Here is a 24,859-nt window from a genome sequence, read left to right on the forward strand (position 1 = left end):
AGGTGTTTGCTCCACGGAACTTGATGGTCGCGCTGGAACGTGTCGAGCGTAATCGGGGCGCGGCCGGTGTGGACGGTATGAGCACGCAGGAGTTGCGGGGCTGGTGTCGCGAGCATTGGGCCGAGGTCAAGGTGGCGTTGGATGCGGGCACGTATCGCCCGTCGCCGGTGCGTCAGGTGATGATTCCCAAACCTGATGGCGGGCAACGGAAATTGGGGGTGCCCACGGTGCTGGATCGGTTGATCCAGCAGGCTATCGCGCAAGTGCTGGTCCCGGTGTTTGATCCGGGGTTTGTGCCGGTCTCTTATGGGTTCCGGCCGGGCAAAAGCGCCCACGATGCGGTCAAGGTCGCCAGGTTGGTGATCGAGCAAGGGTATCGGTGGGTGGTCGCAGTGGACCTGGATGCGTTTTTCGATCGGGTCAACCACGACGTGCTGATGGCCCGGGTTGCGCGCAAGGTGAACGACAAACCGCTGCTCAAGCTGATCCGCTGCTATGTGCAGGCGGGGATCATGGCTGATGGGGTGCGGCAGTCGGTGAGCCAGGGGACCCCGCAGGGGTCGCCGTTATCGCCGTTGTTGTCCAACATCATGGGCGATGATTTCGATCAGGAGTTCTGGGCGCGTGGGCATCGGTTTGTCCGGTATGCCGACGATATCCGGGTCTTTGTGAAATCGAAGCGAGCTGCCCAGCGGGTGCTCGACCAGAGCACCATGCTGCTCGAGCAGCGGTTGAAACTGAAGGTGAACCAGGACAAGTCCTCGATCACTCCGGCCACCTCAGCGTTGCTGTTGGGGTTCGGGTTCTTCTTCACCGGCTCCGAGGTCAAGATCCGGGTCGCGCCCAAGGCGTGGCAACGGGTCAAAGCACGCATCCGCGCGCTGACGTCGCGGCGGTGGAGTGTGTCCATGGGATACCGCATCATGCGGCTCAACCAGTACGTCCGGGGATGGATGGGATATTTCCGGCTAGCGCAAACCCCGCGCAAGTTCCGTGACCTGGACGAATGGTACCGCCGCCGGATGCGCCAGATCCGTTGGAAGGAATGGAAACGCGGCCGCACCAGGGCCACGAACCTGCGTAAGCTCGGGATCCGGGCTGATCTGGCCTGGCAATGGGGCAACAGCAGTCGCGGTTACTGGCGGGTCGCCGGCTCACCAATCCTCTCGCGGGCCCTGCCCAATGTGTACTGGGAAGGGCTTGGCCTCACCTTCTTTCACCAAGCCTGGACCAGATTCCAGCGACCCAGCGAACCGCCGTATGCGAGGCCCGCACGTACGGTGGTGTGAGAGGAGGGCCGGCAAACCCGGCCCTCCTACTCGATTATGCGGCATGAGGAATCGTGATGCGGATGCCTGGGCGAGCAAAGGCCGTGACGCCCCGACGGCTGGTGGGGGACAGTTGGTAGTACGATCAGTACGATATTCGTATGGCGAAGCGGAAGATTTCAGTGACGGTCGACGCGCACATTCTCGCCGCAACCGACGCAAACGCCAGGTCCGCCGGGTTGAATCGCTCGGAGATGATCGAACAAGCTCTACGCAACGAGCATCTGCGTATCGCCCTGCACAACTACACGAACCGCACCGTTCCGGCGCTGGACATCGACGCGTACGCGCAGAACGTATATCGGGCGAACCGATCCTCCGGCCTGTGATCAGCCCGGGCGACATCGTCCCGCGTCGCGGCAGCGACCACGAGCTGTACGTTGTCGTCCTGTCCAACGCGATCCATCTCGCCGCCGCTACCGGACGCGTGGTCGCATGCCCTTTCATTCCCGGCCGCGTGCCCGACGACGCGATGGCAATGGTCGTTGCGGTTCGGCAGCCTGAAGGCACGCTTTTGCCGGAACTTGTGCAGTGGCTCCCACTGTCTGCGCTTGACGAGCCGATTGGTGCCGTCGGCGCGGCGGCCCTGCGCGAGACCACGACGATCGTGACTGCTCTTATCTCTTAAGCCCAGCCGATCCTCGCCGCACTAAAGTTCGGGGGAATTCGACTATTCATGCCGCGACGACCGCGACGTCATAGGCAGACAGCTGTTCGTCGGCCGTCATGATCGTCAGGTCGAGCAGCTGCGCCTGGGCGATGAGGAGCCGGTCGAACGGATCCCGGTGGTGATCCGGAAGCTCGGCGGTTCGCAGCGCGTGTGCGTGGTCGACCGGCAGCGGAGACGTTCCGGAACGGCGCATCCGATCGGGCAGGTAGGAGGCCGGCGCTTCGGGCAACGGGAGTTTGCCGAGCCGGTATTTGATCGCGATCTCCCAGGCGCTGGCGGCCGAGAGGAGAACGCTGTTGCGGGCGTCCTGGACGATTTCGCGTGCTTCGTCGCGTAGCCGGTCGGGGTCGGACTGCATCCACAGCCACACATGGGTGTCGACGAGGTAGCGCTTCACCGGTAGAAGCTGTGGAGGACGTCGTCGGGTAACGGTGCATCGAAATCGTCGGGCACGGCGTAGACGCCGTGGTCTATGCCCAAGCGGCGGATCTCTGGGGAGCGAAACGGCACCAGCTTGGCCACGGGTTCACCGCCGCGGGCGATCTCGATCTCCTGCCCGCTGTCGACCAGCCGCAGCAGCTCCGACATGCGGGTCTTCGCCTCGTGGACGCCGACCCTGATGGCAGCGGACTTAGTCATAGACTTAGTTTATCCCAAGCCTAGGCTTGCTAGTCGGCCCCCTCGCTCCAGTCGACCGCCACGGCAATACCGCACTACGGACGTATTACAGGGTCCAAACCTCATGCCTCCCAGGAGGTCACCGGGCGGCTAGGCCTGGGTCACGCGGGCATCACCCGCCGCTCGTCGGGACCCCACAGCGGCTGCATGCCGCCGGGCAGCGCCAACTGCGTCTCGGTGATGGCCTCGGCCAGGCTGCGCAGCTCGGCGTGGATCGCATCGAGCAGGTCGGCCAGCTCGGCGCGGTGCCCGTCGGCGGAAACCCCTTCCAGCTCCTCGGGATGCGACCGGCGCAGCAGGGTGCCGATCTCGTCCACCAACCGCTCCGGACGCGACGACCCCGACGAGCTGGGCAGGTCCTTGAGATCGGCGCGCAGCCGCTCCAGCTGATACAGCAGCGAGCGCGGGTTTTTCGCGTCAAAGAGCATCAACTCGGTCACGGCCGCGACGCTGACCTTGCCCACGGTGCGGCGACGGTAGATGACCGACGATTCACACGCCACCAGCGTTGCCTCGATGATCGTTTGCTCGGCGGCGGTGCCGCGAACGGTGGTCAGTGTCGCCCGCAACAACGCCGTCAGCCACAGGCCACGCTCGATGCGTTTGCCGATGTCCATCACCGTCCAGCCCACATCACGCACCATCGACTCGCCGGCCACCCCCGACAGCGTCAGCATCCCGACCAGCGTCTGCGCCTGGGCCGACGCGAGCAGGGCGTCGGCTTCGGCGAGGGAGTCCGGCGGGTCGCACTGGAGCGCAAGCGCACGCTCCACCCCGGCCAGCACCATCCAGGTGTCGTTGGACAATTGGTCGCGCACCGCCCTGGCGGCCAGCGCCAGCCCGTCCACCGACTGGGCAAGGGATCCCGAGTGATCCGGGTCCACCGTCAGCGACCAGAGCGTCGACGGGGCGACGGCAATCATCTCGGCCTGGTCGCTGTCGCCGGTGTCGGTCCCGGTAATTCGGCCCAGCGCGACCATCAGCACCGGCACGCACTCGCTTTCTTCGGTGTCCTGGTGATGCCGGTAGACGTGGAAGCGGTCGCGGGCCACGAGCAGCAACCGGGCCGTCCCCTCCGCGCGCTCGCCGTAGCGTCCCATCCAGAACAGGTCGGACAGCACCCGCGGCGAGCTGACCCCCCACGTGCCCGCGGCGGTCTTCGCCGGTGGCTCCACGGCCGGCAGTGTTACCGTCTCGGCCCGCGCCCGCGCCGTTGGCCGAACCCAGACATCCTTTGCCGCAACGGTTTTCAGCGTGTATGCGGCGGGCCCGGGCGCCAGCACGTAGCCGATGCCGCCGATCATCGGCGCATACCCGCTGCGCTGGGCAACCGTGAACAACCGCATGCCCACGCCGGCCGACGACAGCACGCCGGCATGGTCGGTGGGCGCCGACGAGAATTGCGGCAGCTCCTGGCCGACCCACTGCCACGGCGTGTTCTCGATTCGCGCGGCCAATCGAGCCAGCTGCTCGGACGAAAGTGTGGGTCCGACAAGGGTTTTCCCGCCGATGGTGGACTTGATCAACAGCGACGAGAGATTGGCCAGCAGGTGCGAGCGTTCGCTGGCGATGCCGCCCCAATAGACCGGCGCGGTGTGCAGCAGCGCGGGTTCCCCGAGCAAGCGTTCGGCCAGCCCTGGCAAAAAGCGCAGCAGCCCAGGGCTTTCCAGGATGCCGCTGCCCAGCGTGTTGACCACGGTCACCGTCCCGCGGTGTTGCGCCTCCACCAAGCCGACCACGCCGAGCCGGGAATCGGCGCGTAGGTCCAGCGGGTCGGTGTAGTCCGCGTCGACGCGGCGCAGCACCACGTCGACGCGTTTCAACGTGCCCAGCGAGCGCATCCACAGCTTGCCGTCGCGCACCACCAGGTCGGCGCTTTCCACCAGCGGGAAACCCAGCAGGGTCGCCAGATACGCCTGGTCGAAGGCGGTCTCGGAGTAGATGCCCGGGGTGAGCACCACCACCACCGGGTCCTGGGCGACGTCGGGTGCGGTGTCGATCAGCGCCAGCCGCAACGCCTGGGCGAACGGCGTCGTCGGTCGCGGCGCGATCCGCTCGTAGAGGTCCGGAATCGCGTGCGCCACAACGCGTCTGTCGGCCAGCGCGTAGCCGGCGCCCGAGGGCGCCTGCGTCCAGTCGGCGTTGACCTGAAAGCCGCCGTCCGGCAGCCGGCTGACGTCACAGGCGTGCATGAAAAGCTGGTGGTGCCCGGGCACTTCGACGCCGTTGGCGGCGCGCACGTAACCGGGGTGGGCGAACACCAGCTCCGGCGGCAGGACGCCCTCGGTGAGCAGGCTGCGCGGCCCGTACAGGTCCGCCAGCACGGCATCGAGGAGTCGCGACCGCTGCACCAGCCCAGCCTCCAGCAGGTCCCAGTCGGCCGCCGACACGACGATCGGCAGGGTGTCCAGGCTCCAGGGCCTCGGCTCCAAACCCTGGCCGTCCGGGCCGGAATCGACCTCGGTGTAGGTGATGCCGTCGTTGTCGATGAGGCCGTGCACCACCGAGCGCAACCGGTCCAGCCCGGCCCTGCCGCGCTCCGCGACCGCGTCGGCCAGCTCGGACCAGGCCGGCCGCACGTTCCCCTCGTGGTCGACGAATTCGTCGTAGCCGACCCCCGGGCCTTTCGAACCGGGTGAGCGCAGGTCGAACAGCGCTTCCTGGGCGCGCGCGGCCCGGTATCCGGCCAACAGCCGGTCGGCGTCGTAGCGGTCGGCGGCAGTGCCGGTGACCGCCGTCGCGTGCCAATTCGGGGATGCCATCACTGCTGCACGGTACGCACGCGCCGCAGGTCGAGGATGCCCGGCGCGCCGACGTCGGTGAGGATCCGGGCCTGTCGCTCCCGCAGGGCGGACAGGTCGAGCTTGCCCGGGGTGAAGCCGGTCGCCTCGAAGCGGCGGGCGCGGCGGGACTCGGCCTCCACGGCGTTGACCGGTGGCTCGTCGTAGGCGCGGCCGCCGGGATGGGCGACGTGGTAGGTGCAGCCGCCGCGCGACGTTGCGGTGGTGAGGTCGATCAGCTCGAACCGCAGCGGGACGTCGGTGCTGATGGTCGGGTGCAGCGCGCTGGGCGGCTGCCACGCCTTGAAACGCACGCCGCCGACGTGGATGTCGGGGTTGTCGGTCGCCAGCAACGGCACCGGGTAGCCGTCGACCGTCACCACGTAGCGGTGGCGGTCGGCGCCGATGATGCGGACCTGGATGCGTTCCACCGACGAGTCGACGTAGCGGGCGGTGCCGGTGGCGGTGGCCTCCTCGCCGAGGGTGTTCCACGGTTCGATCGCGCCGCGCAGCTCGATCTCCACGCCGTCGAAGACCGCGGTGCCGATGCGCGGGAAGCGGAACTCGGTGAACGGGTCCAGCCAGCTGGTCTCGAACGCGATGCCGTGTGCGCGCAGGTCGGCGGCCACGTCGGCGATGTCGTGAATCAGGAAGTGCGGCAACAGGTATCGGCCGTGCAGGTTGGCGCCGTGCCGGATCAGCGGGGCGCGCAGCGGCTCGTCCCAGAACCACGCCACCAGCGAGCGCACCAGCAGCGACTGCACCATCGCCATCCGCAGGTGCGGCGGCATCTCGAAGCCGCGCAGCTCCAGCAGCCCGAGCCTGCCGCGGGGGCTGTCGGGGCTGTAGAGCTTGTCGATGCAGAACTCGGCGCGATGGGTGTTGCCGGTGATGTCGGTGAGCAGGTGCCGCAGCGCGCGGTCGGTCACCCACGGTCGCGCGGTGTTTTTTGGCCCACCGCCTCCCAGCCGCGCGATCTCGGCGAACGCGATCTCGAGCTCGTACAGCGCGTCGGCGCGGCCCTCGTCGACCCGCGGCGCCTGCGACGTGGTGCCGACGAATCGCCCGGCGAACACATAGGACAACGACGGGTGCCGCTGCCAGTACGTCAGCAGCGAGACCAGCAGGTCGGGACGGCGCAGCAGCGGCGAGTCCGCGGGCGTGACGCCGCCGAGCGTGATGTGGTTGCCGCCGCCGGTGCCGCCGTGCGTGCCGTCGACGTCGAACGACTCCGTAGAAAGACGGGCCAGCCGGGCCTGTTCGTACAGCGTTTCCAGCAGCTGCGCTTGCTCGGCGAAGCTGGCGGTGGGCGCCACGTTGACCTCGATGACGCCCGGGTCGGGGGTGATCGTCGTCGACCTCAGCCGCGGGTCCGGCGGCGGGCCGTAGCCCTCGATCACCACCGGGCAGTGGACCTTTGCCGCCGCGGCCTCGACGCGGGCGATGAGGTCGACGAAGTGCTCGAGCGCCTCGGTGGGCGGCATGAAGACGTGCAGCAGCCCGTCGCGGACCTCGGCGACCATCGCGGTCGGCGGCGCGGTCTCGGGGTCCACGAGCACGGCGGTGCCCGGCTCCGCCGGCAGCGCGTCCCCCACCGTCAGGGGGTCGACGTCGAACGACGCGCGTGGCGGCCGCCAGCTGATCGAATCCAGCGGCAGCCGCAGGCCCGCGGGAGAGTCCCCGTCGAGCAACACGATGCGGCCGCGGCGCAGCCGCCAGTTGGCGCTGGCCCAGCCGAGGTCGTCGTCGCGGCGGTGCAGCGGCAGCACGAAAGCGGCTGGGGCCGAAGTGGATTCGTCGAGGCGCGCCAGCAGCGCGGCGCGGCCGGCGGGGGAGTCCTCGGTGAGATCGTCATCCGATGACACCGGGTTTCCCTGGGGCATGCGCACTTTGGCCGCCAGCCGGGACAGCGGATCCTCGTAGGCCGGCCGGACCTGCGAGGGCGGCAGCGCAAAGCCGTCGGCAATCGCGGCGAGCACCCGGTAGCCGGCGTCCTTGTCAACGCAGCCGCCGACGGGGTCCGGCGGGTTGATCCAGGGGTCGGCCAGCAGCGTGTCGTCGGTCCACAGCGGTCGGCCGTCGGTGCGCCAGTAGAGCGCAATCTGCCAGCGCGGCAACGGTTCTCCCGGATACCATCTGCCCTGTCCGCGCTGGATCAGCCCCCGCGGGGCCCACGCCGCCTTCAGGCGGGCGGCCAGATCGGACGCGCGCCGCCGCTTGTGCGGACCGTCGGCGGCCGTCGTCCACTCCTCGGCCGACTTGTCCGGGTGGATGCCCACCGACACAAACGTCGGCTCCCCGCCGACGGTCAGCCGGACGTCGCCCGCGGCCAGCCGCTCGTCCACGCGCCGGCCGACATCGCAGATCGTCCGCCACGCCTCGTCGGTGTAGGGCAGCGTGACGCGCGGGTCCTCGTGGACCCGGGTGACGGTGTTGGAGAACTCCAGCACCGATTCGCAGGGCTCGGTGCCGCCGCTGATGGGCGCCGCGGTCGCCGGGTGCGGCGTGGCCGCCAGCGGGATGTGGCCCTCGCCGGCGAACAGCCCGGACGTCGGGTCCAGCCCGATCCAGCCCGCGCCGGGGACGTACACCTCGGTCCAGGCGTGCAGGTCGGTGAAGTCGGCGGCGGGTCCCGACGGCCCGTCGAGCGCCTCGACGTCGGAGGCCAGCTGCACCAGGTAGCCGGACACGAACCGGGCGGCCAGGCCCAGCTGGCGCAGGATCGACACCAGCAGCCACGCCGAGTCCCGGCACGACCCGACGCCGGTGCGCAGCGTGAAATCCGGTGTCTGGACCCCGGGTTCCATGCGCACGCTGTAGGCGACGTCGGCGTTGACCGCGCGGTTGAGCGCGACCAGGAAGTCGATGGTGCGAGCGCCCTCCGGCGCGGTGAAGTCACGCAACCACGCCCGCACGAGCTCGCCGGGACCCGAGCCGTCACCGCCTTCGTCGACGGGCCGCAGGTACGGCTCGAGGTCGTCGGCCAAAGCCCTGGGGTAGGCCAACCCGGTGGCGGGCCACGCCTCGGCCCAGTCCTCGATGAAGAAGTCGAACGGGTTGATCACCTTGAGGTCGGCGATGAGCCCGACGGTGATGGTCAGCCGGTTCGTGGGATTCGGAAACACCAGGCGGGCAAGGAAATTGCCCACCGCGTCCTGCTGCCAGTTGATGAAGTGGTCGCTCGGTTCGACGCGCAGCGAATAGGCCTCGATGGGCGTGCGCGAGTGGGGCGCCGGGCGCAGCCGCACGACGTGCGGATGCACCCGGACCGGCCGGTCAAAGGTGTAGCTGGTGCGGTGCTCCAGCGCAACTTTGATGCTCACCCGCTGATCTCATCACACCCGCCACAAGGCCGCAGCGCAGCGCAATTCGGCCTTCGTCAGGCGCCCGAACGCCGTTTCGGCGTTGCGGGCCCGCGGGGCTCAGGCCGGCGCGATGCCGGGCGGCGGTCCCGGTTGGTAACCGGACCGCTCCAGCCCGACGACCTGACCGCCGGACAGCTTGCGGTAGGTGTAGATCAGGATCAGCGCGGCGATGGGTCCGCCGACGAGCAGGCCCACACCGCAAGCCAGTACGCCGACGATGATCGCCGCCGCTTGTACCAGCCACGCCAGCAGAGCGTTTCCGAAGTTGGACGAGACGGTCGAGAAGCTGGACTTCAACCCGCCGATGGCGGACTGCGAACGATCGATGACGAACGGGATGGTGAACTGGGCGAAGATGCCCAGGATGAGGCCGGGAAGGAAGCACACGATCGAGGCGATCGCGGTGAGGACGCTGACCAGCAGCGCGGCGAGGATCACCATGCCGAGGTTGCGCGGCTTGAAGAACGAACCGATGGTCACCGGCCGGCCGTCGGCGATGTCGAGACATCCGGACAGGAAGGCGGATTGGGCGAATATTCCTATCGCGTAGGCGAGAACGTAGCCGATGATCATGACGGCCAACCCACCGGCGCTGATGCTCGTCTCGGTGGCGCTGGTGAAGCCGTCGGAGCTCGTCGTGGTGGTGGTGCTGCCCATGCTGCCGCCCAGCGCGCTCGCCCCGTAGGCCAGGCCGAGCAGCACGGCGTAGATGAAGGCGGAAACGATTAACGTCGCGGGGTTCTGCGTGAACTTGTTCCACGCCCAGCTGAACGCCTCACTGATGCTGAACGCAGGTTTGGGCTGGCCGCCGTAGCCGGGCGGCGGCGGGTAGCCGGGGGGCGGGCCATAGCCGGGTGGGGGGCCGGGCGGCGGCCCGTAGCCCGGCGGCGGTCCGGGGGGCGGCCCATAGCCGGGGGGAGGGCCGGGCGGTGCACCGTACCCGGGCGGCGGAGGGCCGTAGCCGGGGGGCGGGCCGGGTGGTGGGCCGGGTGGTGGGCCATAGCCCGGGGGCGGGGGCGGTGCGCCGTAACCGGGCGGTGGCGGGTAGCCCGGAGGGTTCTCGTTCCCCCCGCGGGGGTCGGCCGGGCTGCCTGGATACTCGGGAGGCTGGCTCATTGGCGTCCTAGCTGTTTGATTCAACTCGATGGGCACGCGCACGGATACTTGGCAAACCGGAACTTAGCAAATATGTGGCGCAAGTGCGCGGATTGGTTGCGCCTGCCGCCGGTCGGCGCGCCCGTCGCCCCGACGTGGTATGCCTAAAGCCGTGTCCGACGGTCTGTTTGACCTCCCCGGCGCGCCGCAGACCACCAATCCCGACCTGGGCGCGTCGGCCGGTACACCGCTGGCGGTCCGGATGCGTCCGGCATCGCTGGACGAGGTGGTCGGGCAGGACCACTTGTTGGCGCCGGGATCGCCGCTGCGGCGGCTGGTCGAGGGCTCGGGCGTGGCGTCGGTCATCCTGTACGGCCCGCCGGGCAGCGGAAAGACGACGCTGGCCGCGCTGATCTCGCAGACGACCGGCCGGCGATTCGAGGCGCTGTCGGCGCTGTCGGCCGGCGTCAAGGACGTTCGGGCCGTTATAGAAGGGGCGCGCAGGGCGCTCCTCTCCGGCGAGCAGACCGTGCTGTTCATCGACGAGGTGCACCGCTTCTCCAAGACCCAGCAGGACGCCCTGCTCTCCGCCGTGGAGAACCGGGTGGTGTTGCTGGTGGCGGCCACCACCGAGAACCCGTCGTTCTCCGTGGTGGCGCCGCTGCTGTCGCGGTCGCTGATCCTGCAGCTGCGGCCGCTGACCTCCGACGACATCCGCGCCGTCGTGCGGCGCGCCATCGACGATCCCCGCGGCCTGGGCGGGCGGGTCACCGTGGCGCCCGAGGCCGTCGACCTGCTGGTGCGATTGGCGGCCGGCGACGCCCGCCGGGCGCTGACAGCGCTGGAGGTGGCGGCCGAGGCCAACGAGGCGGTGACCGTCGAGACCGTCGAGCGGTCCCTGGACGAGGCCGCGGTGCGCTACGACCGCGACGGCGACCAGCACTACGACGTCATCAGCGCCTTCATCAAGTCGGTGCGCGGTTCCGACGTCGACGCCGCGCTGCACTACCTGGCCCGGATGCTCGTCGCCGGTGAGGATCCACGGTTCGTCGCGCGCCGGCTGCTGATCCTGGCCAGCGAGGACATCGGCATGGCCGATCCGACCGCGCTGCAGACCGCGGTCGCCGCCGCGCAGACCGTGCAGCTGATCGGCATGCCCGAGGCGCAGCTGACGCTGGCGCACGCCACCATCCACCTGGCCGCCGCGCCGAAGTCGAATGCCGTCACCACCGCGCTGGCCGCCGCGATGGACGACATCAAGGCGGGCAAGGCGGGCCTGGTGCCGCCCCATCTGCGCGACGGGCACTACTCGGGTGCGGCGGCGCTGGGCAACGCCCAGGGCTACAAGTATTCCCACGACGCCCCGGATGGCGTTGCCGCCCAACAATATCCGCCCGACGAGCTGGTGGGCGTGGACTACTATCGGCCGGCCGGCCGCGGCGGTGAACGCGAGATGGCCGGCCGGCTGGACCGGCTGCGCGCGATCATCCGCGGGAAACGGTGAACGGCGCCGCGCAACTTTCACCGACGAGGCCGCCGAGCGTCACGCTGGCGTGGCATTCGGCGGCCACTGCCACGCTGACGTGACGCTCGGCGAGAAGCCGGCGTGACCCGGGCTCAGACCAGCTCGGGCACCCTCAGGTGGGCGATCGCCAGCTCGAACTCGGCCACGTCGACCACCTCGGCGCCCAGCTCCCGGACGCGCCTGCTGCGCAGCTCGGTCGCCCGGTCGCGGTTTCGGGCCATGGCGTCGATGCTGTCGAACGTCGAGCAGGACACCGCCCGCCGGCACGCGGGGTGGTCGACCATCAGGCTGGCGCTGCAGAACCCGTCGAGCTGTTCCATTTCCGGAAGCACGGACGTGCGGTAGAAGTCCAGCGATCCGCTGAGCTGGTCCGGCACCACCTTGAGCCAGGTGGCCCGCACGCAGGCCCCGTCCCGCGAGTGGTGGTCGCGGTGCAGTAAAGCGATGTCCCATTCCTCGACCCGCGCGCTGCCGTCGAACATCAACGCCGCGCGGTCGCGGACGGGCGCCACCCGTTCGGCGCTGGCGCGCATCGCTTCCATGGTCTGCCAGGCGCTGGTGGCGATGCATCTGCCGGACTGGCGGTCCACCAACAGCGACAACCCGACGCACCCGTTCATCTCTTGCAGGGCGGGCATGACGACGTCGCGAACGTGCGCAATGCCGATGTCGATCGACAAGGGTTGCGCCTGGATGGTGGTGGAGCGTGCGTACACGATTGACCCCCTCCCGTGTCGGGGCTTGTATCTCGTTGGGTCCCGGTAACGCCACCGGTCCCACCAGATACCTTCCTCCTGCCGGTTACCGCTGGCAACGGCTTTCGGGGGAGTTCTGTGGCCGCGCTCACAAACGATTGGCCGGTCACTGACACGTCCCGAGGCCCCGCCGTAGGCTTGTTCGGGTGCATACCGATGTGCTGGATGTGGACACCAGCCGTTGCCGCATCGTCGATCTCACCGATGCGGTGCGCCGGTTCTGCTTCAGCTATGGCGACGGTCTGTGCAACGTGTTCGTCCCGCATGCGACGGCCGGGGTGGCGATCATCGAGACCGGCGCCGGCTCCGACGACGACCTGGTCGACACGTTGGAACGGCTGTTGCCGCGCGACGACCGTTACCGGCACGCGCACGGCTCCGAGGGCCACGGCGCCGACCACGTGCTGCCGGCGATCGTCGCGCCGTCGGTGACGGTGCCGGTCGCCAGCGGCGACCCGCAGCTGGGCACCTGGCAAAGCATCGTGCTGGTCGACCTCAACCGGGACAACCCGCGGCGGTCGGTGCGGTTGAGCTTTTTGGAGGGTTAGCGACACGGTGAGGGACCGCGCCGGGCAGGTACTGTGTGCGGTCGACGAGCGTCGTTAGACAGCCTTCCAATAACCCGGGGAATTAGGCTGGGAACCAACGCCCAAGCAACAGGAAGAAGCGGACGAGAGTGCAGACACACGAGATCAGGAAGCGATTCCTCGATCATTTCGTGAAGGCGGGCCACACCGAGGTGCCGAGCGCGTCGGTGATCCTCGACGACCCCAACCTGCTCTTCGTCAACGCCGGCATGGTCCAGTTCGTGCCGTTCTTCCTGGGCGCGCGCACGCCGCCGTACGCGACGGCCACCAGCATCCAGAAGTGCATCCGCACACCCGACATCGACGAGGTGGGCATCACCACCCGGCACAACACCTTCTTCCAGATGGCCGGCAACTTCTCGTTCGGCGACTACTTCAAGCGCGAGGCCATCGAACTGGCCTGGAGCCTGCTGACCGACGGCATCGACGACGGCGGATACGGCCTTGACCCTGAAAGGCTTTGGGCCACAGTGTATTTCGACGACGACGAGGCCTTCAGGCTGTGGCAGGAGATCGCCGGGCTGCCGGCGGAGCGGATCCAGCGCCGCGGCATGGAAGACAACTTCTGGTCGATGGGCATCCCCGGGCCGTGCGGCCCGTCGTCGGAGATCTACTACGACCGCGGCCCGGAATTCGGTGTGGGCGGCGGCCCGATCGCCAACGAGGACCGCTACGTCGAGCTGTGGAACCTGGTGTTCATGCAGAGCGAACGCGGCGAGGGCACCGGCAAGACCGACTTTGAGATCCTCGGGCCGTTGCCCCGCAAGAACATTGACACCGGCATGGGCGTCGAGCGGGTGGCGTTCGTGCTGCAGGGCGTGCACAACGTCTACGAGACCGACCTGCTGCGCCCGGTCATCGACCTTGTCGCCGCCCGCGGCCCACGCCCCTATGACGTCGGGAACCACGAGGACGACGTGCGTTACCGCATCATCGCCGACCACAGCCGCACCGCGGCGATCCTGATCGGCGACGGCGTCAGCCCCGGCAACGAGGGACGTGGGTACGTGCTGCGCCGGTTGCTGCGCCGGGTGATCCGCTCGGCCAAGCTGCTGGGTATCGAGGGCCCCATCGTCGGTGACCTGATGGCCACCGTGCGCGACGCGATGGGCCCGTCGTATCCCGAACTCGTCGCCGATTTCGACCGGATCAGGCGCATCGCCGTCGCCGAGGAGACCGCGTTCAATCGCACGCTGGCGTCGGGTTCGAGGCTGTTCGAGGAGGTCGCCGGGGCCACCAAGGCGGCGGGCGCCGGGGCGATTTCCGGTTCCGACGCCTTCACCCTGCACGACACCTACGGCTTCCCGATCGACCTCACCTTGGAGATGGCGTCGGAGGCCGGCCTGCAGGTCGACGAGATCGGCTTCCGCGAACTGATGGCCGAGCAGCGCCGCCGCGCCAAGGCCGACGCCGCCGCGCGCAAGCACGCGCACGCCGACCTGAGCGCCTACCGCGAGCTGGTCGATGCCGGACCCACCGAATTCACCGGATTCGACGAATTAGCCTCGGAGGCAAAGGTTCTGGGCATCTTCGTCGACGGCAAGCGGGTGCCGGTGGTCGCCCACGGCACTGAGGGCGCGGACCGGGTCGAGCTGGTGCTGGACCGCACCCCGCTCTACGCCGAGTCGGGTGGGCAGATCGCCGACGAGGGCACCATCAGCGGCACCGGCGCCAACGAGAGCGCCCGCGCGGCCGTCACCGACGTGCAGAAGATCGCCAAAACCCTGTACGTGCACCGGGTTAACGTGGAGTCCGGGGAATTCGTGGAGGGCGACACCGTCGTTGCGGCGGTGGACCCGGGCTGGCGCAAGGGCGCCACCCAGGGGCACTCGGGCACCCACATGGTGCATGCCGCGCTGCGACAAGTGTTGGGGCCCAACGCCGTTCAGGCGGGCTCGCTGAACCGGCCCGGCTACCTGCGGTTCGACTTTAACTGGCAGGGGCCGCTATCGGACACCCAGCGCACCCAGATCGAGGAGGTCACCAACGAGGCCGTGCAGGCCGACTTCGAGGTGCACACGTTCACCGAGCGGCTGGAGAAGGCCAAGGCGATGGGGGCGATGGCGCTCTTCGGCGAGGCCTATCCCGACGAGGTGCGGGTGGTGGAGATCGGCGGGCCGTTCTCGCTGGAGCTGTGCGGTGGAACGCACGTGCACAACTCGGCGCAGATCGGGCCGGTGACCATCCTGGGCGAGTCGTCGATCGGCTCCGGGGTGCGCCGGGTGGAGGCCTACGTCGGGCTGGACTCGTTCCGGCACCTGGCCAAGGAGCGCGCGCTGATGGCGGGGCTGGCGTCGTCGCTGAAGGTGCCGTCCGAGGAGGTGCCCGCCCGGGTGGCCAACCTGGTGGAGCGGCTCAGGGCGGCCGAGAAGGAACTCGAGCGCGCCCGGCTGGCGGGCGCCCGGGCCGCCGCGACCGACGCCGCGGCCGGCGCGCAGCGCATCGGTAACGTGCGTGTGGTGGCGCAGCGGATGGCGGACGGGATGACGGCGGCCGATTTGCGCTCCCTGGTCGGCGACATTCGCGGCAAGCTGGGCGGCGATCCCGGCGTGGTGGCCCTCGTCTCGGGGGGCGACACCGTGCCGTACGCGGTCGCCGTCAACGCGGCCGCCCAGGATCTCGGCCTCCGCGCCGACGACCTGGTCAAGCACTTCGCCGTGGCCGTCGACGGCCGGGGCGGCGGCAAGGCCGACCTGGCGCAGGGCTCGGGGAAGAATCCGGCCGGCATCGACGCGGCGCTCGACGCGGTACGCTCCGCGATCGCCGTGATAGCGCGGGCCGGTTGAGTGGTTTCCGCACAGCACCGGCTACCCGACCGGCCCGGCGACCCTGACCAGGATCAGCCGGGGCAGGGGCCCCGGCGCGGGAGAAGCCTCGGCGTCGACGTGGGTAGCGTGCGCATCGGGGTGGCCGTCAGCGACCCGGACGGCATCCTGGCCACCCCGGTGGAAACGGTGCGCCGCGACCGTTCCGGCAGGCACGTGGGCCGGCTGGCGGAGCTGGCCGCCGAGCTTGAGGCGGTCGAGGTGATCGTCGGGCTGCCGCGGACCCTGGCCGATCGCATCGGGCCGTCTGCGCAAGACGCGATAGGGCTGGCCGAAACCCTCGCCACGCGCATCGCCCCCACGCCGGTGCGGCTCGCCGACGAGCGGCTGACCACCGTCAGCGCCCAGCGGTCGCTGCGCGCGGCGGGGGTGCGGGCCAAGGACCAGCGGGCGGTGATCGACCAGGCTGCGGCCGTGGCGATCCTGCAGAGCTGGCTCGACCAGCGCCGCGCCGAGGGTGCCAAAGGGGCCACCGATGGTTGACAGCACACGGCGCGCCGAACCCGAGGCGGTCGGGTCGCCGCGGCGCAGGATGAGCCGCGTCGACCGGGCCGCGCGTCGACGCGCCGAACAGAGCAAACGGCGGCGCCGCCACGCGGGCAGAATCGCGTTCGCGCTCATCGTCGTGGTCGTGGTGGCCGCCGTCTTCGCCGGCGCCAAGCTCTGGCACACGGTGTTCGGGTCCGGCGACGACTACACCGGCGCCGGCAAGCGCGACGTCGTGATCCAGGTCCAGGCCGGCGACTCGACCACCATGGTCGGGGAGACGCTGCAGAGCCAGCAGGTGGTCAAGACGGTGCGGGCGTTCGTCAACGCCGCCCACGGCAACAGCGCGATCAACTCGATCCAGCCCGGCTTCTACCGCCTGCGCACCGAGATCCCGGCGGCCAACGCCGTCGCGCGGCTGGCCGACCCCAACAACCGGGTGGGGCGGCTGGTCATCCCGGAGGGTCGTCAGCTCGACGACACCACCGACATGAAGACCAACAAGGTCAATCCCGGCATCTTCACCCTGATCTCCGTTGCCACCTGTGTGGATCTCGACGGCAACCGGCACTGCGTGTCGGCGGACGACCTGCGCGCGGCCGCGACCAACAGCAGCCCCGCGGTGTTGGCGGTGCCGCCGTGGGCCGTCGAGCCGGTCACCGAGCTGGGCAAGGATCATCGCCGGATCGAGGGCCTGATCGCGCCGGGGACCTTCAACGTCGATCCCGCGGCGTCGGCCGAAAGCATCCTGACGAGCCTGATCAGCGCCGGCGCCGTGGAGTACATGAAGTCCGGCCTGCTGGACTCCGCCCAGGCCATGGGGTTGTCGCCGTACGACATCCTGGTGGTGGGGTCGCTGGTGCAGCAGGAGGCCGACTCGCAGGACTTCCCGAAGGTGGCGCAAGTCATCTACAACCGCCTGCACGCCCACCACACGCTGGAATTCGACTCGACCGTGAACTATCCGCTGGACCGCCGCGAGGTGGCCACCACCGACGCCGACCGCGCCCAGCGGACCCCGTGGAACACCTACGTGTCCCAGGGCCTGCCCGCCACGGCGATCTGTTCGCCCGGCGTCGATGCGCTGCGCGCGGCCGAGCATCCCCAGCCGGGTGACTGGCTGTACTTCGTCACCATCGACGCCCAGGGCACGACGCTGTTCACCAAGGATTATCAACAGCATTTGGCCAATATCGAGCTGGCTAAGCGCAACGGTGTCCTCGATTCAGCGCGCTAGAAAGGCCGGGGTGCTGGGCTCCCCGATAGCCCATTCCCGGTCGCCGGAACTCCACCTGGCCGCGTACCGGGCGCTGGGCCTGCACGACTGGACCTACGAGCGCATCGAGTGCGGCGCCGAGGAGCTGCCGACGGTCGTTTCGGGCTTGGGGCCGGAGTGGGTCGGCGTGTCGGTGACGGCGCCGGGCAAGTTCGCCGCCCTGCGCTTCGCCGACGAGCGCACCGAGCGCGCGGCGCTGGTCGGGTCGGCCAACACCCTGGTGCGCACGCCGGCCGGCTGGCGTGCCGACAACACCGACGTCGACGGCGTAGCTGGCGCACTGGGCCCGGTCTCGGGACGGGCGCTGGTCTGTGGATCGGGCGGCACCGCGCCGGCGGCCGTCGTGGGCCTGGCCGGGCTCGGCGTCACCGGCATCACCGTCGTGGCGCGGGACGCGCAGAAGGCGGCCCGGCTGGTGGACCTGGGCGCGCGACTCGGCGTGGCGACGCGGTTCTGCGACCTGGACAGCGATGCGTTGGCGAACGCGGTGACGGGCGCGGCGGTGCTGGTCAACACGCTGCCGGCGGACGTGGCGGCGCGGTATGCCAAGACGCTCGCGGGGGTGCCGGTGCTGCTGGACGCCGTCTACGACCCGTGGCCCACGCCGCTGGCCGACGCGGTGGCCGCCGCCGGCGGCCGGGTGATCGGCGGCCTGCAGATGCTGCTGCATCAGGCGTTCGCGCAGGTGGAGCAGTTCACCGGGTTGCCCGCGCCGCGAGCGGCGATGGCGGCCGCGCTGCGTTAGCCTGCCGGGCATGCTGGCGGGGGCGGTGCTGCTGTGGATGGGGGCGCTGAGCGGCTACGACATCCGGCAACGCCGGCTGCCCAACTGGTTGACGCTGCCCGGGGCCGGTGCGATCCTGCTGGCCGCCGGCTTGGCCGGCCGCGGGTTGCCCGCGCTGGCGGGGGCGGCGGCGCTGGCCGGGACGTATCTGCTGGTGCACCTGGCGGCCCCGGCGGGCATGGGCGCCGGCGACGTCAAGCTGGCGATCGGCCTGGGCGGGCTCGCCGGCTGCTTCGGCGCCGGGGTGTGGTTCCTGGCGGCGCTGGGCGCGCCGCTGCTGACCGCGCTCTGCGGCGCGGTCGCCGGGCGGCGCGGCATGCGCACCGTGCCGCACGGCCCGTCGATGTGCCTGGCCACCGGGCTGGTCTTGCTCCCACTCCTGCGTTGATGACTCTGCGTCCACCAGGGTCTCTACTCGTAGTTTTGCCTGGTGGGCGCAGAGTCAACGGCGTGAACGGGCATCGGCCGCGGCGTGGGAAGATGGTCGGGTGTTGAGCTGGATCACCGCCGGGGAGTCGCACGGCCGCGCGTTGGTGGCCGTGGTCGACGGCATGGTCGCCGGCGTGGAGGTCACGTCGACCGACATCGCCGACCAGCTGGCCCGCCGGCGCCTCGGCTACGGTCGCGGCGCGCGGATGGCGTTCGAGCGCGACGCGGTGACCGTGCTGTCCGGCATACGCCACGGCGTCACGCTGGGCGGGCCCATCGCCATCGAGATAGGCAACACCGAATGGCCCAAGTGGGAAACCGTGATGGCCGCCGACCCGGTCGACCCCGCCGACCTGGAAAATTCAGCCCGCAACGCCCCGCTCACCCGGCCGCGGCCCGGCCACGCCGACTACGCGGGCATGCTCAAGTACGGCTTCGACGACGCCCGCCCGGTGCTGGAGCGGGCCAGCGCGCGCGAGACCGCGGCCCGGGTGGCGGCTGGGACCGTCGCGCGGGCGTTCCTGCGTCAGGCGCTGGGCGTCGAGGTGCTCTCCCACGTCATCGCGATCGGCCCGTCGGCGCCCTACGGCGGCCCGCCGCCGCGGGCCGAGGACCTGCCCGCCATCGACGCCAGCCCGGTCCGCGCATTCGACAAGGCCGCCGAGAAGTCCATGATCGCCGAGATCGAGGCGGCCAAGAAGGACGGCGACACCCTCGGCGGCGTGGTCGAGGTCGTGGCGGTGGGCCTGCCCGTCGGACTCGGATCGTTCACCAGCGGCGACAACCGGCTGGACGGCCAGCTGGCCGCCGCCGTCATGGGCATCCAGGCGATCAAGGGCGTCGAGATCGGCGACGGCTTCGAGACCGCGCGCCGCCGCGGCAGCCGCGCCCACGACGAGATGTACCCCGGGCCCGACGGCGTCGTCCGCTCGACCAACCGCGCCGGTGGGCTGGAAGGCGGCATGACGAACGGCCAGCCGCTGCGGGTGCGGGCCGCGATGAAGCCCATCTCGACCGTGCCGCGGGCGCTGGCCACCGTCGACATGGCCACCGGCGACGAGGCCGTCGCCATCCACCAGCGCTCCGACGTGTGCGCGGTGCCGGCCGCCGGGGTCGTGGTCGAGACCATGGTGGCGCTGGTGCTGGCCCGCGCGGCGCTGCAGAAGTTCGGCGGCGACTCGCTGGCCGAGACCCGCCGCAACGCCGAGGCGTACCGGCGCGCGGTCGCCGACCGGGAATCCCCGGCCGCGCGGGGTACCGCGTGATGGCGCCCAGGGCGGTGCTCGTCGGGCTGCCGGGCTCCGGCAAGTCCACCATCGGGCGGCGGCTGGCCAGGGCGCTCGGGGTCGGCCTGCTCGACACCGACGCGGCGATCGAGCAGCGGACCGGCCGCACCATCGCCGACATCTTCGCCACCGACGGGGAGGCGGAGTTCCGCCGCATCGAGGAGGACGTGGTGCGCGCCGCGCTGGCCGACCACGACGGCGTCGTGTCGCTCGGCGGCGGAGCCGTCACCAGCCCGGGGGTGCGCGAGGCGCTCGCCGGACACACGGTCGTCTACCTGGAGATCGGCGCCGCCGAAGGCGTCCGGCGCACCGGCGGCAGCACCGTGCGACCGCTGCTGGCCGGGGGAGACCGCGCGGCGAAATTCAAAGCCCTGGCGGCGGAACGGACCCCGCTCTACCGGCGCGTCGCGACCATCCGGGTCGACACCAACCGCCGCAATCCCGGGGCGGTGGTCCGCCACATTCTTTCTCGCTTGGAGGCCGAGCGGCTGCAGGCACCCAGTCCGAGCCAGGCGGCCACATGACCGGCACCGGCACACCGGTCACCGTGCGGGTGGCCGTCGAGCCGCCGTACCCGGTGGTGATCGGCACCGGCCTGCTGGGCGAGTTGGACGAACTGCTGTCCGGCCGGCACCGGGTCGCGATCCTGCATCAACCGGTGCTGGCCGAAACGGCCGAGGAGATCCGAAACCGCTTGGCCGACAAGGGGATAGACGCACACCGCATCGAGATCCCGGACGCCGAGGCCGGCAAGGACCTGCCCGTCGTGGGATTCATCTGGGAAGTGTTGGGCCGCATCGGGATCGGCCGCAAGGACGCCCTGGTCAGCCTCGGCGGCGGCGCGGCCACCGACGTCGCCGGCTTCGCGGCGGCCACCTGGCTGCGCGGCGTTGACATCGTGCACGTGCCCACCACGCTGCTCGGCATGGTCGACGCGGCCGTCGGCGGCAAGACCGGCATCAACACCGAGGCGGGCAAGAACCTGGTCGGCGCGTTCCATCAGCCGCTCGCGGTCCTGGTCGACCTGGCGGCGCTGAAAACGTTGCCGCGCAACGAACTCGTCGCCGGGATGGCCGAGGTGGTCAAGGCGGGGTTCATCGCCGACCCGGTGATCCTGGACCTCATCGAGGCCGACCCGCGGGCGGCGCTGGACCCGGCGGGCGACGCGCTGCCGGAGCTGATCCGGCGCGCGATCGCCGTCAAGGCGGAGGTCGTCGCCGCCGACGAGAAGGAGTCGGAGCTGCGCGAAATCCTCAACTACGGACACACTTTGGCGCACGCGATCGAGCGCCGGGAGCGCTACCGGTGGCGGCACGGCGCCGCGGTGTCGGTGGGCCTGGTGTTCGCCGCGGAGCTGGCCAGGCTCGCCGGCCGGCTCGACGACGCCACCGCGGCGCGCCACCGCACCATCCTGACCTCGCTCGGCCTGCCGGTCGGCTACGACGCCGACGCGCTGCCGCAGCTGCTGGAATACATGGCCGGGGACAAGAAGACCCGCGCCGGCGTGCTGCGGTTCGTGGTCCTCGACGGGCTGGCCAAGCCGGGCCGGTTGACGGGACCGGACCCGTCGCTACTGGCGGCGGCCTATGACGGGCTAGCGGGGCTGGAGGCCTCATGACCGTGCACGTGATCAACGGCCCGAACCTGGGCCGGCTGGGCCGGCGTGAGCCCGACGTGTACGGCGACACGACGCACGAGCAGCTGGCCGCGCTCATCGAGCGCGAAGCCGCCGCGCTGGGCCTGAAAGCCGTTGTGCGGCAAAGCGATAACGAAGCCCAACTGCTGGACTGGATCCATTCGGCCGCCGACGCCGCACAGCCGGTGATCCTCAACGCCGGGGGCCTCACCCACACCTCGGTCGCGCTGCGCGACGCGTGCGCCGAGCTGAGCGCGCCGCTGATCGAGGTGCACATCTCCAACGTGCATGCGCGCGAGGAGTTTCGGCGCCACTCCTACATCAGCCCGGTCGCGACGGGAGTGATCGTCGGGCTGGGAATCGAGGGTTACCTGCTTGCCCTGCGCTACCTGGCCGAGCCGGCTAAGAGCTAATCCTAGGGCTAATCCCGTTTCGGGTCGGTGTCCGTGCGGATCACCTCGGTTTTCGCGTCGTCGTCGGCCGTCGGGATCGCTTCGGTGCGCGCTTCGGGTTCGGGCTGGGGTTCGGCCTCGGGTTCGGCCTCCCGCTCGACCGTCGCCACCGCCGACGCCTGTCGCTCGGTCTGGGCGTCGGCCGCCTGCGGCGGTATCTCGCCGGTCGGAGCCTCGTCGGCGCGCACGGCGGAGAAGACGTCGGTGTCGACGCGTTCCTCGTCCGGCCCGCCTTCCCGCCGGGGCGGGGGATTGCGGTCCACCCGCCAGCGGCCTCCGGTCACTCCGATGATCCCGGGCAGGAAAACGATGAGCGCGGTGAAGGCCGCGAAGGTCGTCAGCTCGTTGATCAGGCCGCCGGTGTACAGGCCCGAGTACACCAGCGCGATGAGCCAGGAGACGGCGCCGCTGACAACCCCCGCCACCAGGCCGGCCAGCAACCAGACCATCGCGAGGTCCTGGCGGCGATCCGGATCCGGGTTGGCGACCGCGTCGGCCCGGCCGTCGAGAACGCCCCACACGGCGACGCCGATCACGAACAGGAGCAGCAGCACAATGCTGAACAGCCCGGCCTGCGTCTGCCACGCATTGATCAGCGCCCCCTGGAACAAGCGGACGATGACCATGACCGCGGCGAACACCAGTCCGCGCAGCATCCAGTTCCTCATGGGTGCTCAGCGTAGCGAGTACCGTCAAGGGTCGTGACACATTCCCAGCGTCGAGACAATCTGAAAGCGCAAATGGGTGCCAGCGGGCTGGACGCGATGCTGGTCACGGACCTGATCAACGTACGTTATCTGTCGGGTTTCAGCGGGTCGAACGGCGCGTTGCTGGTGTTTGCCGACGACTCGAACGATCGAGGCGCGGTGCTGGCCACCGACGGCCGGTACCGCACCCAGGCCGCGGAGCAGGCACCCGACCTCGAGATCGCCATCGAGCGGGCCCTCGGGCGCTACCTGGTGGGCCGGGCCGCCGACGCCGGCGTGGGCAAGCTGGGCTTCGAAAGCAACGTGGTCACCGTCGACGGCTTCGACGCGCTCACCGGCGAGCTCGACGAGCGAAAGGCGGCCACCGAGCTGGTGCGGGCCGCCGGGACCGTCGAGGCGCTGCGCGAGGTCAAGGACGCCGGCGAGGTGGCGCTGCTGCGGCTGGCCTGCGAGGCGGCCGACGCCGCGCTGACCGATCTGGTGGCGCGCGGCGGCCTGCGGCCCGGGCGCACCGAGCGCGAGGTGAGCCGCGAGCTGGAGGTCCTGATGCTCGACCACGGCGCCGACGCGGTCTCGTTCGAGACGATCGTGGCCGCCGGGCCGAATTCGGCGATCCCGCACCACCGCCCGACCGGCGCGGTCCTGGCGGCCGGCGATTTCGTCAAGATCGACTTCGGCGCGCTGGTCGCCGGCTATCACTCCGACATGACCCGCACTTTCGTGCTGGGCAAGGCCGGTAAGGCCGCCGACTGGCAGCTGGAGATCTATCGGCTGGTCGCCGAGGCGCAGCGGGCCGGCCGGGAGGCGTTGCGGGCGGGCGCCGCCCTGCGCGACGTCGACGCCGCGGCGCGCAAGCTGATCGTCGACGCCGGCTACGGCGAGCAGTTCGGCCACGGTTTGGGGCACGGCGTGGGCCTGCAGATCCACGAAGCGCCGGGAATCGGCGCGACGTCCGCCGGTACACTGCTTGCGGGCTCCGTGGTGACCGTGGAGCCCGGCGTCTACTTACCCGGCCGCGGCGGTGTCCGCATCGAGGACACGCTCGTCGTGCCTGGCAAGAGCTCAGAAACCACCGGGCACGCCCCGGAATTGCTGACCCGGTTCCCCAAGGAACTGGCCATCCTGTAGGAGATAGACCGACCGTGGCAACCACTGCCGACTTCAAGAACGGACTTGTCCTGGTAATCGACGGACAGCTGTGGACGATCACCGAGTTCCAGCACGTCAAGCCCGGCAAGGGCCCGGCCTTCGTGCGCACCAAGCTGAAGAACGTGCTGTCGGGCAAGGTTGTCGACAAGACGTACAACGCCGGGGTCAAGGTGGAGACCGCCACCGTCGACCGGCGCGACACCACCTACCTGTACCGCGACGGCTCGGACTTCGTGTTCATGGACAGCCAGGACTACGAGCAGCACCCGCTGCCGGAGTCGCTGGTCGGCGACGCGGCCCGGTTCCTGCTGGAGGGCCTGCCGGTGCAGGTGGCGTTCCACAACGGGGCGCCGCTGTACCTCGAGCTGCCGGTGACCGTGGAACTGGAGGTCACCCACACCGAGCCGGGTCTGCAGGGCGACCGGTCCAGCGCCGGCACCAAGCCGGCCACCCTGGAGACCGGCGCGCAGATCAACGTGCCGCTGTTCATCAACACCGGCGACAAGCTGAAGGTGGACTCGCGTGACGGCAGCTATCTGGGCCGGGTTAATGCCTGAGGATGCCTGACGGAAAGCCGGGCAAACCGGTCAAGGGACGCCATCAGGCCCGCAAGCGCGCGGTGGACCTGTTGTTCGAGGCCGAGGCCCGCGGCATGAGCCCGGCCGAGGTGGTCGACGCCCGTACCACGCTGGCCGAAGCCAACCCGGACGTCGCGCCGCTGCACCCGTACACGGCCGCGGCGGCCCGAGGCGTCGGCGAGCACGCCGCCCACATCGACGACCTGATCGGCGCGCATCTGCAGGGCTGGACGCTGGACCGGCTGCCCGCCGTGGACCGGGCCGTCCTGCGGGTCGCGGTCTGGGAGCTGCTCTACGCCGACGACGTGCCGGAGCCGGTCGCCGTCGACGAGGCCGTGCAGCTGGCCAAGGAGCTGTCCACCGACGACTCGCCGGGCTTCGTCAACGGGGTGCTGGGCCAGGTCATGCTGGTGACGCCGCAGATCCGGGCGGCCGCCCAGGCGGTCCGCGAGCAGCGGGCACAATAGC

Annotated in this window: 24 protein-coding genes; 17 read left to right on the forward strand and 7 right to left on the reverse strand. The window is 70.3% G+C overall.

All coding sequences use genetic code 11. From position 1 onward, the window contains the following. Positions 1–23 precede the first annotated feature (23 nt). The 3 genes from ltrA to K3U93_RS09740 all read left to right on the forward strand — a co-directional run bounded on the left by ltrA (position 24) and on the right by K3U93_RS09740 (position 1,956). Positions 24–1,289, forward strand: coding sequence for a group II intron reverse transcriptase/maturase (gene ltrA, locus K3U93_RS09730; RefSeq protein WP_230981624.1), 1,266 nt, complete (start codon positions 24–26; stop codon positions 1,287–1,289). 140 nt (positions 1,290–1,429) lie between these two features. Then, positions 1,430–1,657, forward strand: coding sequence for a ribbon-helix-helix domain-containing protein (locus K3U93_RS09735; protein ID WP_083013021.1), 228 nt, complete (start codon positions 1,430–1,432; stop codon positions 1,655–1,657). Continuing rightward, entirely contained in the window at positions 1,654–1,956 is a 303-nt protein-coding gene (locus K3U93_RS09740; protein ID WP_083013019.1) for a toxin, read from the forward strand. The genes K3U93_RS09735 and K3U93_RS09740 overlap by 4 nt, the downstream gene beginning before the upstream one ends. Before the next feature lie 46 nt (positions 1,957–2,002). On the opposite strand, the gene K3U93_RS09745 is transcribed toward K3U93_RS09740, so the two are convergent. From K3U93_RS09745 to K3U93_RS09765, 5 genes are all read right to left on the reverse strand, one after another. Next, positions 2,003–2,395 carry a type II toxin-antitoxin system VapC family toxin gene (locus K3U93_RS09745; protein ID WP_083013017.1) on the reverse strand — a complete coding sequence of 131 codons (393 nt, stop codon included), beginning with the start codon at positions 2,393–2,395 and terminating at the stop codon, positions 2,003–2,005. Continuing rightward, positions 2,392–2,637 (reverse strand): type II toxin-antitoxin system Phd/YefM family antitoxin, encoded by a 246-nt coding sequence (locus K3U93_RS09750; RefSeq protein ID WP_071508812.1) that lies wholly within the window; start codon positions 2,635–2,637, stop codon positions 2,392–2,394. The genes K3U93_RS09745 and K3U93_RS09750 overlap by 4 nt, the downstream gene beginning before the upstream one ends. Positions 2,638–2,777: 140 nt before the next feature. Continuing rightward, positions 2,778–5,438 (reverse strand): circularly permuted type 2 ATP-grasp protein, encoded by a 2,661-nt coding sequence (locus K3U93_RS09755; RefSeq protein ID WP_083013015.1) that lies wholly within the window; start codon positions 5,436–5,438, stop codon positions 2,778–2,780. Then, the gene (locus tag K3U93_RS09760; protein WP_083013013.1) at positions 5,438–8,779 is read right to left on the reverse strand and encodes a transglutaminase family protein; all 3,342 of its coding nucleotides are present in this window, start codon (positions 8,777–8,779) and stop codon (positions 5,438–5,440) included. The genes K3U93_RS09755 and K3U93_RS09760 overlap by 1 nt, the downstream gene beginning before the upstream one ends. A 99-nt stretch (positions 8,780–8,878) precedes the next feature. Next, a complete protein-coding gene (locus K3U93_RS09765; RefSeq protein ID WP_220688605.1) occupies positions 8,879–9,937 on the reverse strand; it encodes a DUF2189 domain-containing protein in 1,059 nt (352 codons plus the stop codon). 139 nt (positions 9,938–10,076) lie between these two features. Between K3U93_RS09765 and K3U93_RS09770 the strand changes: the two genes are divergently transcribed. Further along, on the forward strand, positions 10,077–11,420 hold the full coding sequence (locus K3U93_RS09770) for a replication-associated recombination protein A (RefSeq protein WP_083010823.1): 1,344 nt from the start codon (positions 10,077–10,079) through the stop codon (positions 11,418–11,420). A gap of 113 nt (positions 11,421–11,533) precedes the next feature. On the opposite strand, the gene K3U93_RS09775 is transcribed toward K3U93_RS09770, so the two are convergent. Next, positions 11,534–12,157, reverse strand: a complete 624-nt coding sequence (locus tag K3U93_RS09775; RefSeq protein ID WP_071512833.1) for a hypothetical protein — start codon at positions 12,155–12,157, stop codon at positions 11,534–11,536. Between the two features lie 197 nt (positions 12,158–12,354). On the opposite strand from K3U93_RS09775, the gene K3U93_RS09780 reads away from it, so the two are divergent. The 10 genes from K3U93_RS09780 to aroQ all read left to right on the forward strand — a co-directional run bounded on the left by K3U93_RS09780 (position 12,355) and on the right by aroQ (position 21,918). Beyond that, positions 12,355–12,744: a secondary thiamine-phosphate synthase enzyme YjbQ gene (locus K3U93_RS09780; RefSeq protein WP_176219989.1), complete on the forward strand. Its 390-nt coding sequence runs from the start codon at positions 12,355–12,357 to the stop codon at positions 12,742–12,744. Positions 12,745–12,872: 128 nt separating this feature from the next. Further along, positions 12,873–15,569, forward strand: coding sequence for an alanine--tRNA ligase (gene alaS / locus K3U93_RS09785; RefSeq protein WP_083010824.1), 2,697 nt, complete (start codon positions 12,873–12,875; stop codon positions 15,567–15,569). Continuing rightward, entirely contained in the window at positions 15,570–16,091 is a 522-nt protein-coding gene (gene ruvX / locus K3U93_RS09790) for a Holliday junction resolvase RuvX (protein ID WP_083010825.1), read from the forward strand. Next, a complete protein-coding gene (locus tag K3U93_RS24825; protein WP_230981625.1) occupies positions 16,084–17,331 on the forward strand; it encodes an endolytic transglycosylase MltG in 1,248 nt (415 codons plus the stop codon). The genes ruvX and K3U93_RS24825 overlap by 8 nt, the downstream gene beginning before the upstream one ends. Further along, positions 17,318–18,115, forward strand: coding sequence for a shikimate dehydrogenase (locus K3U93_RS09795; RefSeq protein ID WP_230981664.1), 798 nt, complete (start codon positions 17,318–17,320; stop codon positions 18,113–18,115). Before K3U93_RS24825 ends, K3U93_RS09795 begins: the two co-directional genes overlap by 14 nt. Before the next feature lie 10 nt (positions 18,116–18,125). Then, positions 18,126–18,542, forward strand: coding sequence for a prepilin peptidase (locus tag K3U93_RS09800; protein WP_083010827.1), 417 nt, complete (start codon positions 18,126–18,128; stop codon positions 18,540–18,542). Between the two features lie 100 nt (positions 18,543–18,642). Then, a complete protein-coding gene (gene aroC, locus K3U93_RS09805; protein WP_083010828.1) occupies positions 18,643–19,848 on the forward strand; it encodes a chorismate synthase in 1,206 nt (401 codons plus the stop codon). After that, positions 19,848–20,393 (forward strand): shikimate kinase, encoded by a 546-nt coding sequence (locus tag K3U93_RS09810; RefSeq protein WP_083010829.1) that lies wholly within the window; start codon positions 19,848–19,850, stop codon positions 20,391–20,393. The genes aroC and K3U93_RS09810 overlap by 1 nt, the downstream gene beginning before the upstream one ends. Then, positions 20,390–21,487 carry a 3-dehydroquinate synthase gene (gene aroB, locus K3U93_RS09815; RefSeq protein ID WP_083010830.1) on the forward strand — a complete coding sequence of 366 codons (1,098 nt, stop codon included), beginning with the start codon at positions 20,390–20,392 and terminating at the stop codon, positions 21,485–21,487. The genes K3U93_RS09810 and aroB overlap by 4 nt, the downstream gene beginning before the upstream one ends. Then, entirely contained in the window at positions 21,484–21,918 is a 435-nt protein-coding gene (gene aroQ, locus K3U93_RS09820) for a type II 3-dehydroquinate dehydratase (protein ID WP_071512842.1), read from the forward strand. Before aroB ends, aroQ begins: the two co-directional genes overlap by 4 nt. Before the next feature lie 8 nt (positions 21,919–21,926). On the opposite strand, the gene K3U93_RS09825 is transcribed toward aroQ, so the two are convergent. Next, positions 21,927–22,625: a B-4DMT family transporter gene (locus K3U93_RS09825; RefSeq protein ID WP_176219985.1), complete on the reverse strand. Its 699-nt coding sequence runs from the start codon at positions 22,623–22,625 to the stop codon at positions 21,927–21,929. Positions 22,626–22,658: 33 nt separating this feature from the next. On the opposite strand from K3U93_RS09825, the gene K3U93_RS09830 reads away from it, so the two are divergent. From K3U93_RS09830 to nusB, 3 genes are read left to right on the forward strand one after another with little or no spacing between them, the layout of a single operon-like run. After that, positions 22,659–23,792, forward strand: a complete 1,134-nt coding sequence (locus K3U93_RS09830; protein WP_083010831.1) for a M24 family metallopeptidase — start codon at positions 22,659–22,661, stop codon at positions 23,790–23,792. 14 nt (positions 23,793–23,806) lie between these two features. Beyond that, positions 23,807–24,370: an elongation factor P gene (gene efp, locus K3U93_RS09835; protein WP_071512844.1), complete on the forward strand. Its 564-nt coding sequence runs from the start codon at positions 23,807–23,809 to the stop codon at positions 24,368–24,370. Positions 24,371–24,372: 2 nt separating this feature from the next. Beyond that, complete coding sequence (gene nusB / locus K3U93_RS09840) at positions 24,373–24,858, forward strand: transcription antitermination factor NusB (RefSeq protein ID WP_083010832.1); 486 nt, start codon at positions 24,373–24,375, stop codon at positions 24,856–24,858. Position 24,859 lies beyond the last annotated feature (1 nt).

The organism is Mycobacterium malmoense (genome assembly GCF_019645855.1).
Classification (GTDB): Bacteria; Actinomycetota; Actinomycetes; order Mycobacteriales; family Mycobacteriaceae; genus Mycobacterium; species Mycobacterium malmoense.

Coding starts and splice junctions, on each gene's coding strand:
- ltrA (WP_230981624.1), top strand. CDS start 24: ATGGTCGCGCTGGAACGTGTCGAGCGTAATCGGGGCGCGGCCGGTGTG.
- K3U93_RS09735 (WP_083013021.1), top strand. CDS start 1,430: ATGGCGAAGCGGAAGATTTCAGTGACGGTCGACGCGCACATTCTCGCC.
- K3U93_RS09750 (WP_071508812.1), bottom strand. CDS start 2,637: ATGACTAAGTCCGCTGCCATCAGGGTCGGCGTCCACGAGGCGAAGACC.
- K3U93_RS09755 (WP_083013015.1), bottom strand. CDS start 5,438: ATGGCATCCCCGAATTGGCACGCGACGGCGGTCACCGGCACTGCCGCC.
- K3U93_RS09765 (WP_220688605.1), bottom strand. CDS start 9,937: ATGAGCCAGCCTCCCGAGTATCCAGGCAGCCCGGCCGACCCCCGCGGG.
- K3U93_RS09770 (WP_083010823.1), top strand. CDS start 10,077: ATGCCTAAAGCCGTGTCCGACGGTCTGTTTGACCTCCCCGGCGCGCCG.
- K3U93_RS24825 (WP_230981625.1), top strand. CDS start 16,084: ATGGTTGACAGCACACGGCGCGCCGAACCCGAGGCGGTCGGGTCGCCG.
- K3U93_RS09800 (WP_083010827.1), top strand. CDS start 18,126: ATGCTGGCGGGGGCGGTGCTGCTGTGGATGGGGGCGCTGAGCGGCTAC.
- K3U93_RS09810 (WP_083010829.1), top strand. CDS start 19,848: ATGGCGCCCAGGGCGGTGCTCGTCGGGCTGCCGGGCTCCGGCAAGTCC.
- aroB (WP_083010830.1), top strand. CDS start 20,390: ATGACCGGCACCGGCACACCGGTCACCGTGCGGGTGGCCGTCGAGCCG.
- aroQ (WP_071512842.1), top strand. CDS start 21,484: ATGACCGTGCACGTGATCAACGGCCCGAACCTGGGCCGGCTGGGCCGG.
- K3U93_RS09825 (WP_176219985.1), bottom strand. CDS start 22,625: ATGAGGAACTGGATGCTGCGCGGACTGGTGTTCGCCGCGGTCATGGTC.
- nusB (WP_083010832.1), top strand. CDS start 24,373: ATGCCTGACGGAAAGCCGGGCAAACCGGTCAAGGGACGCCATCAGGCC.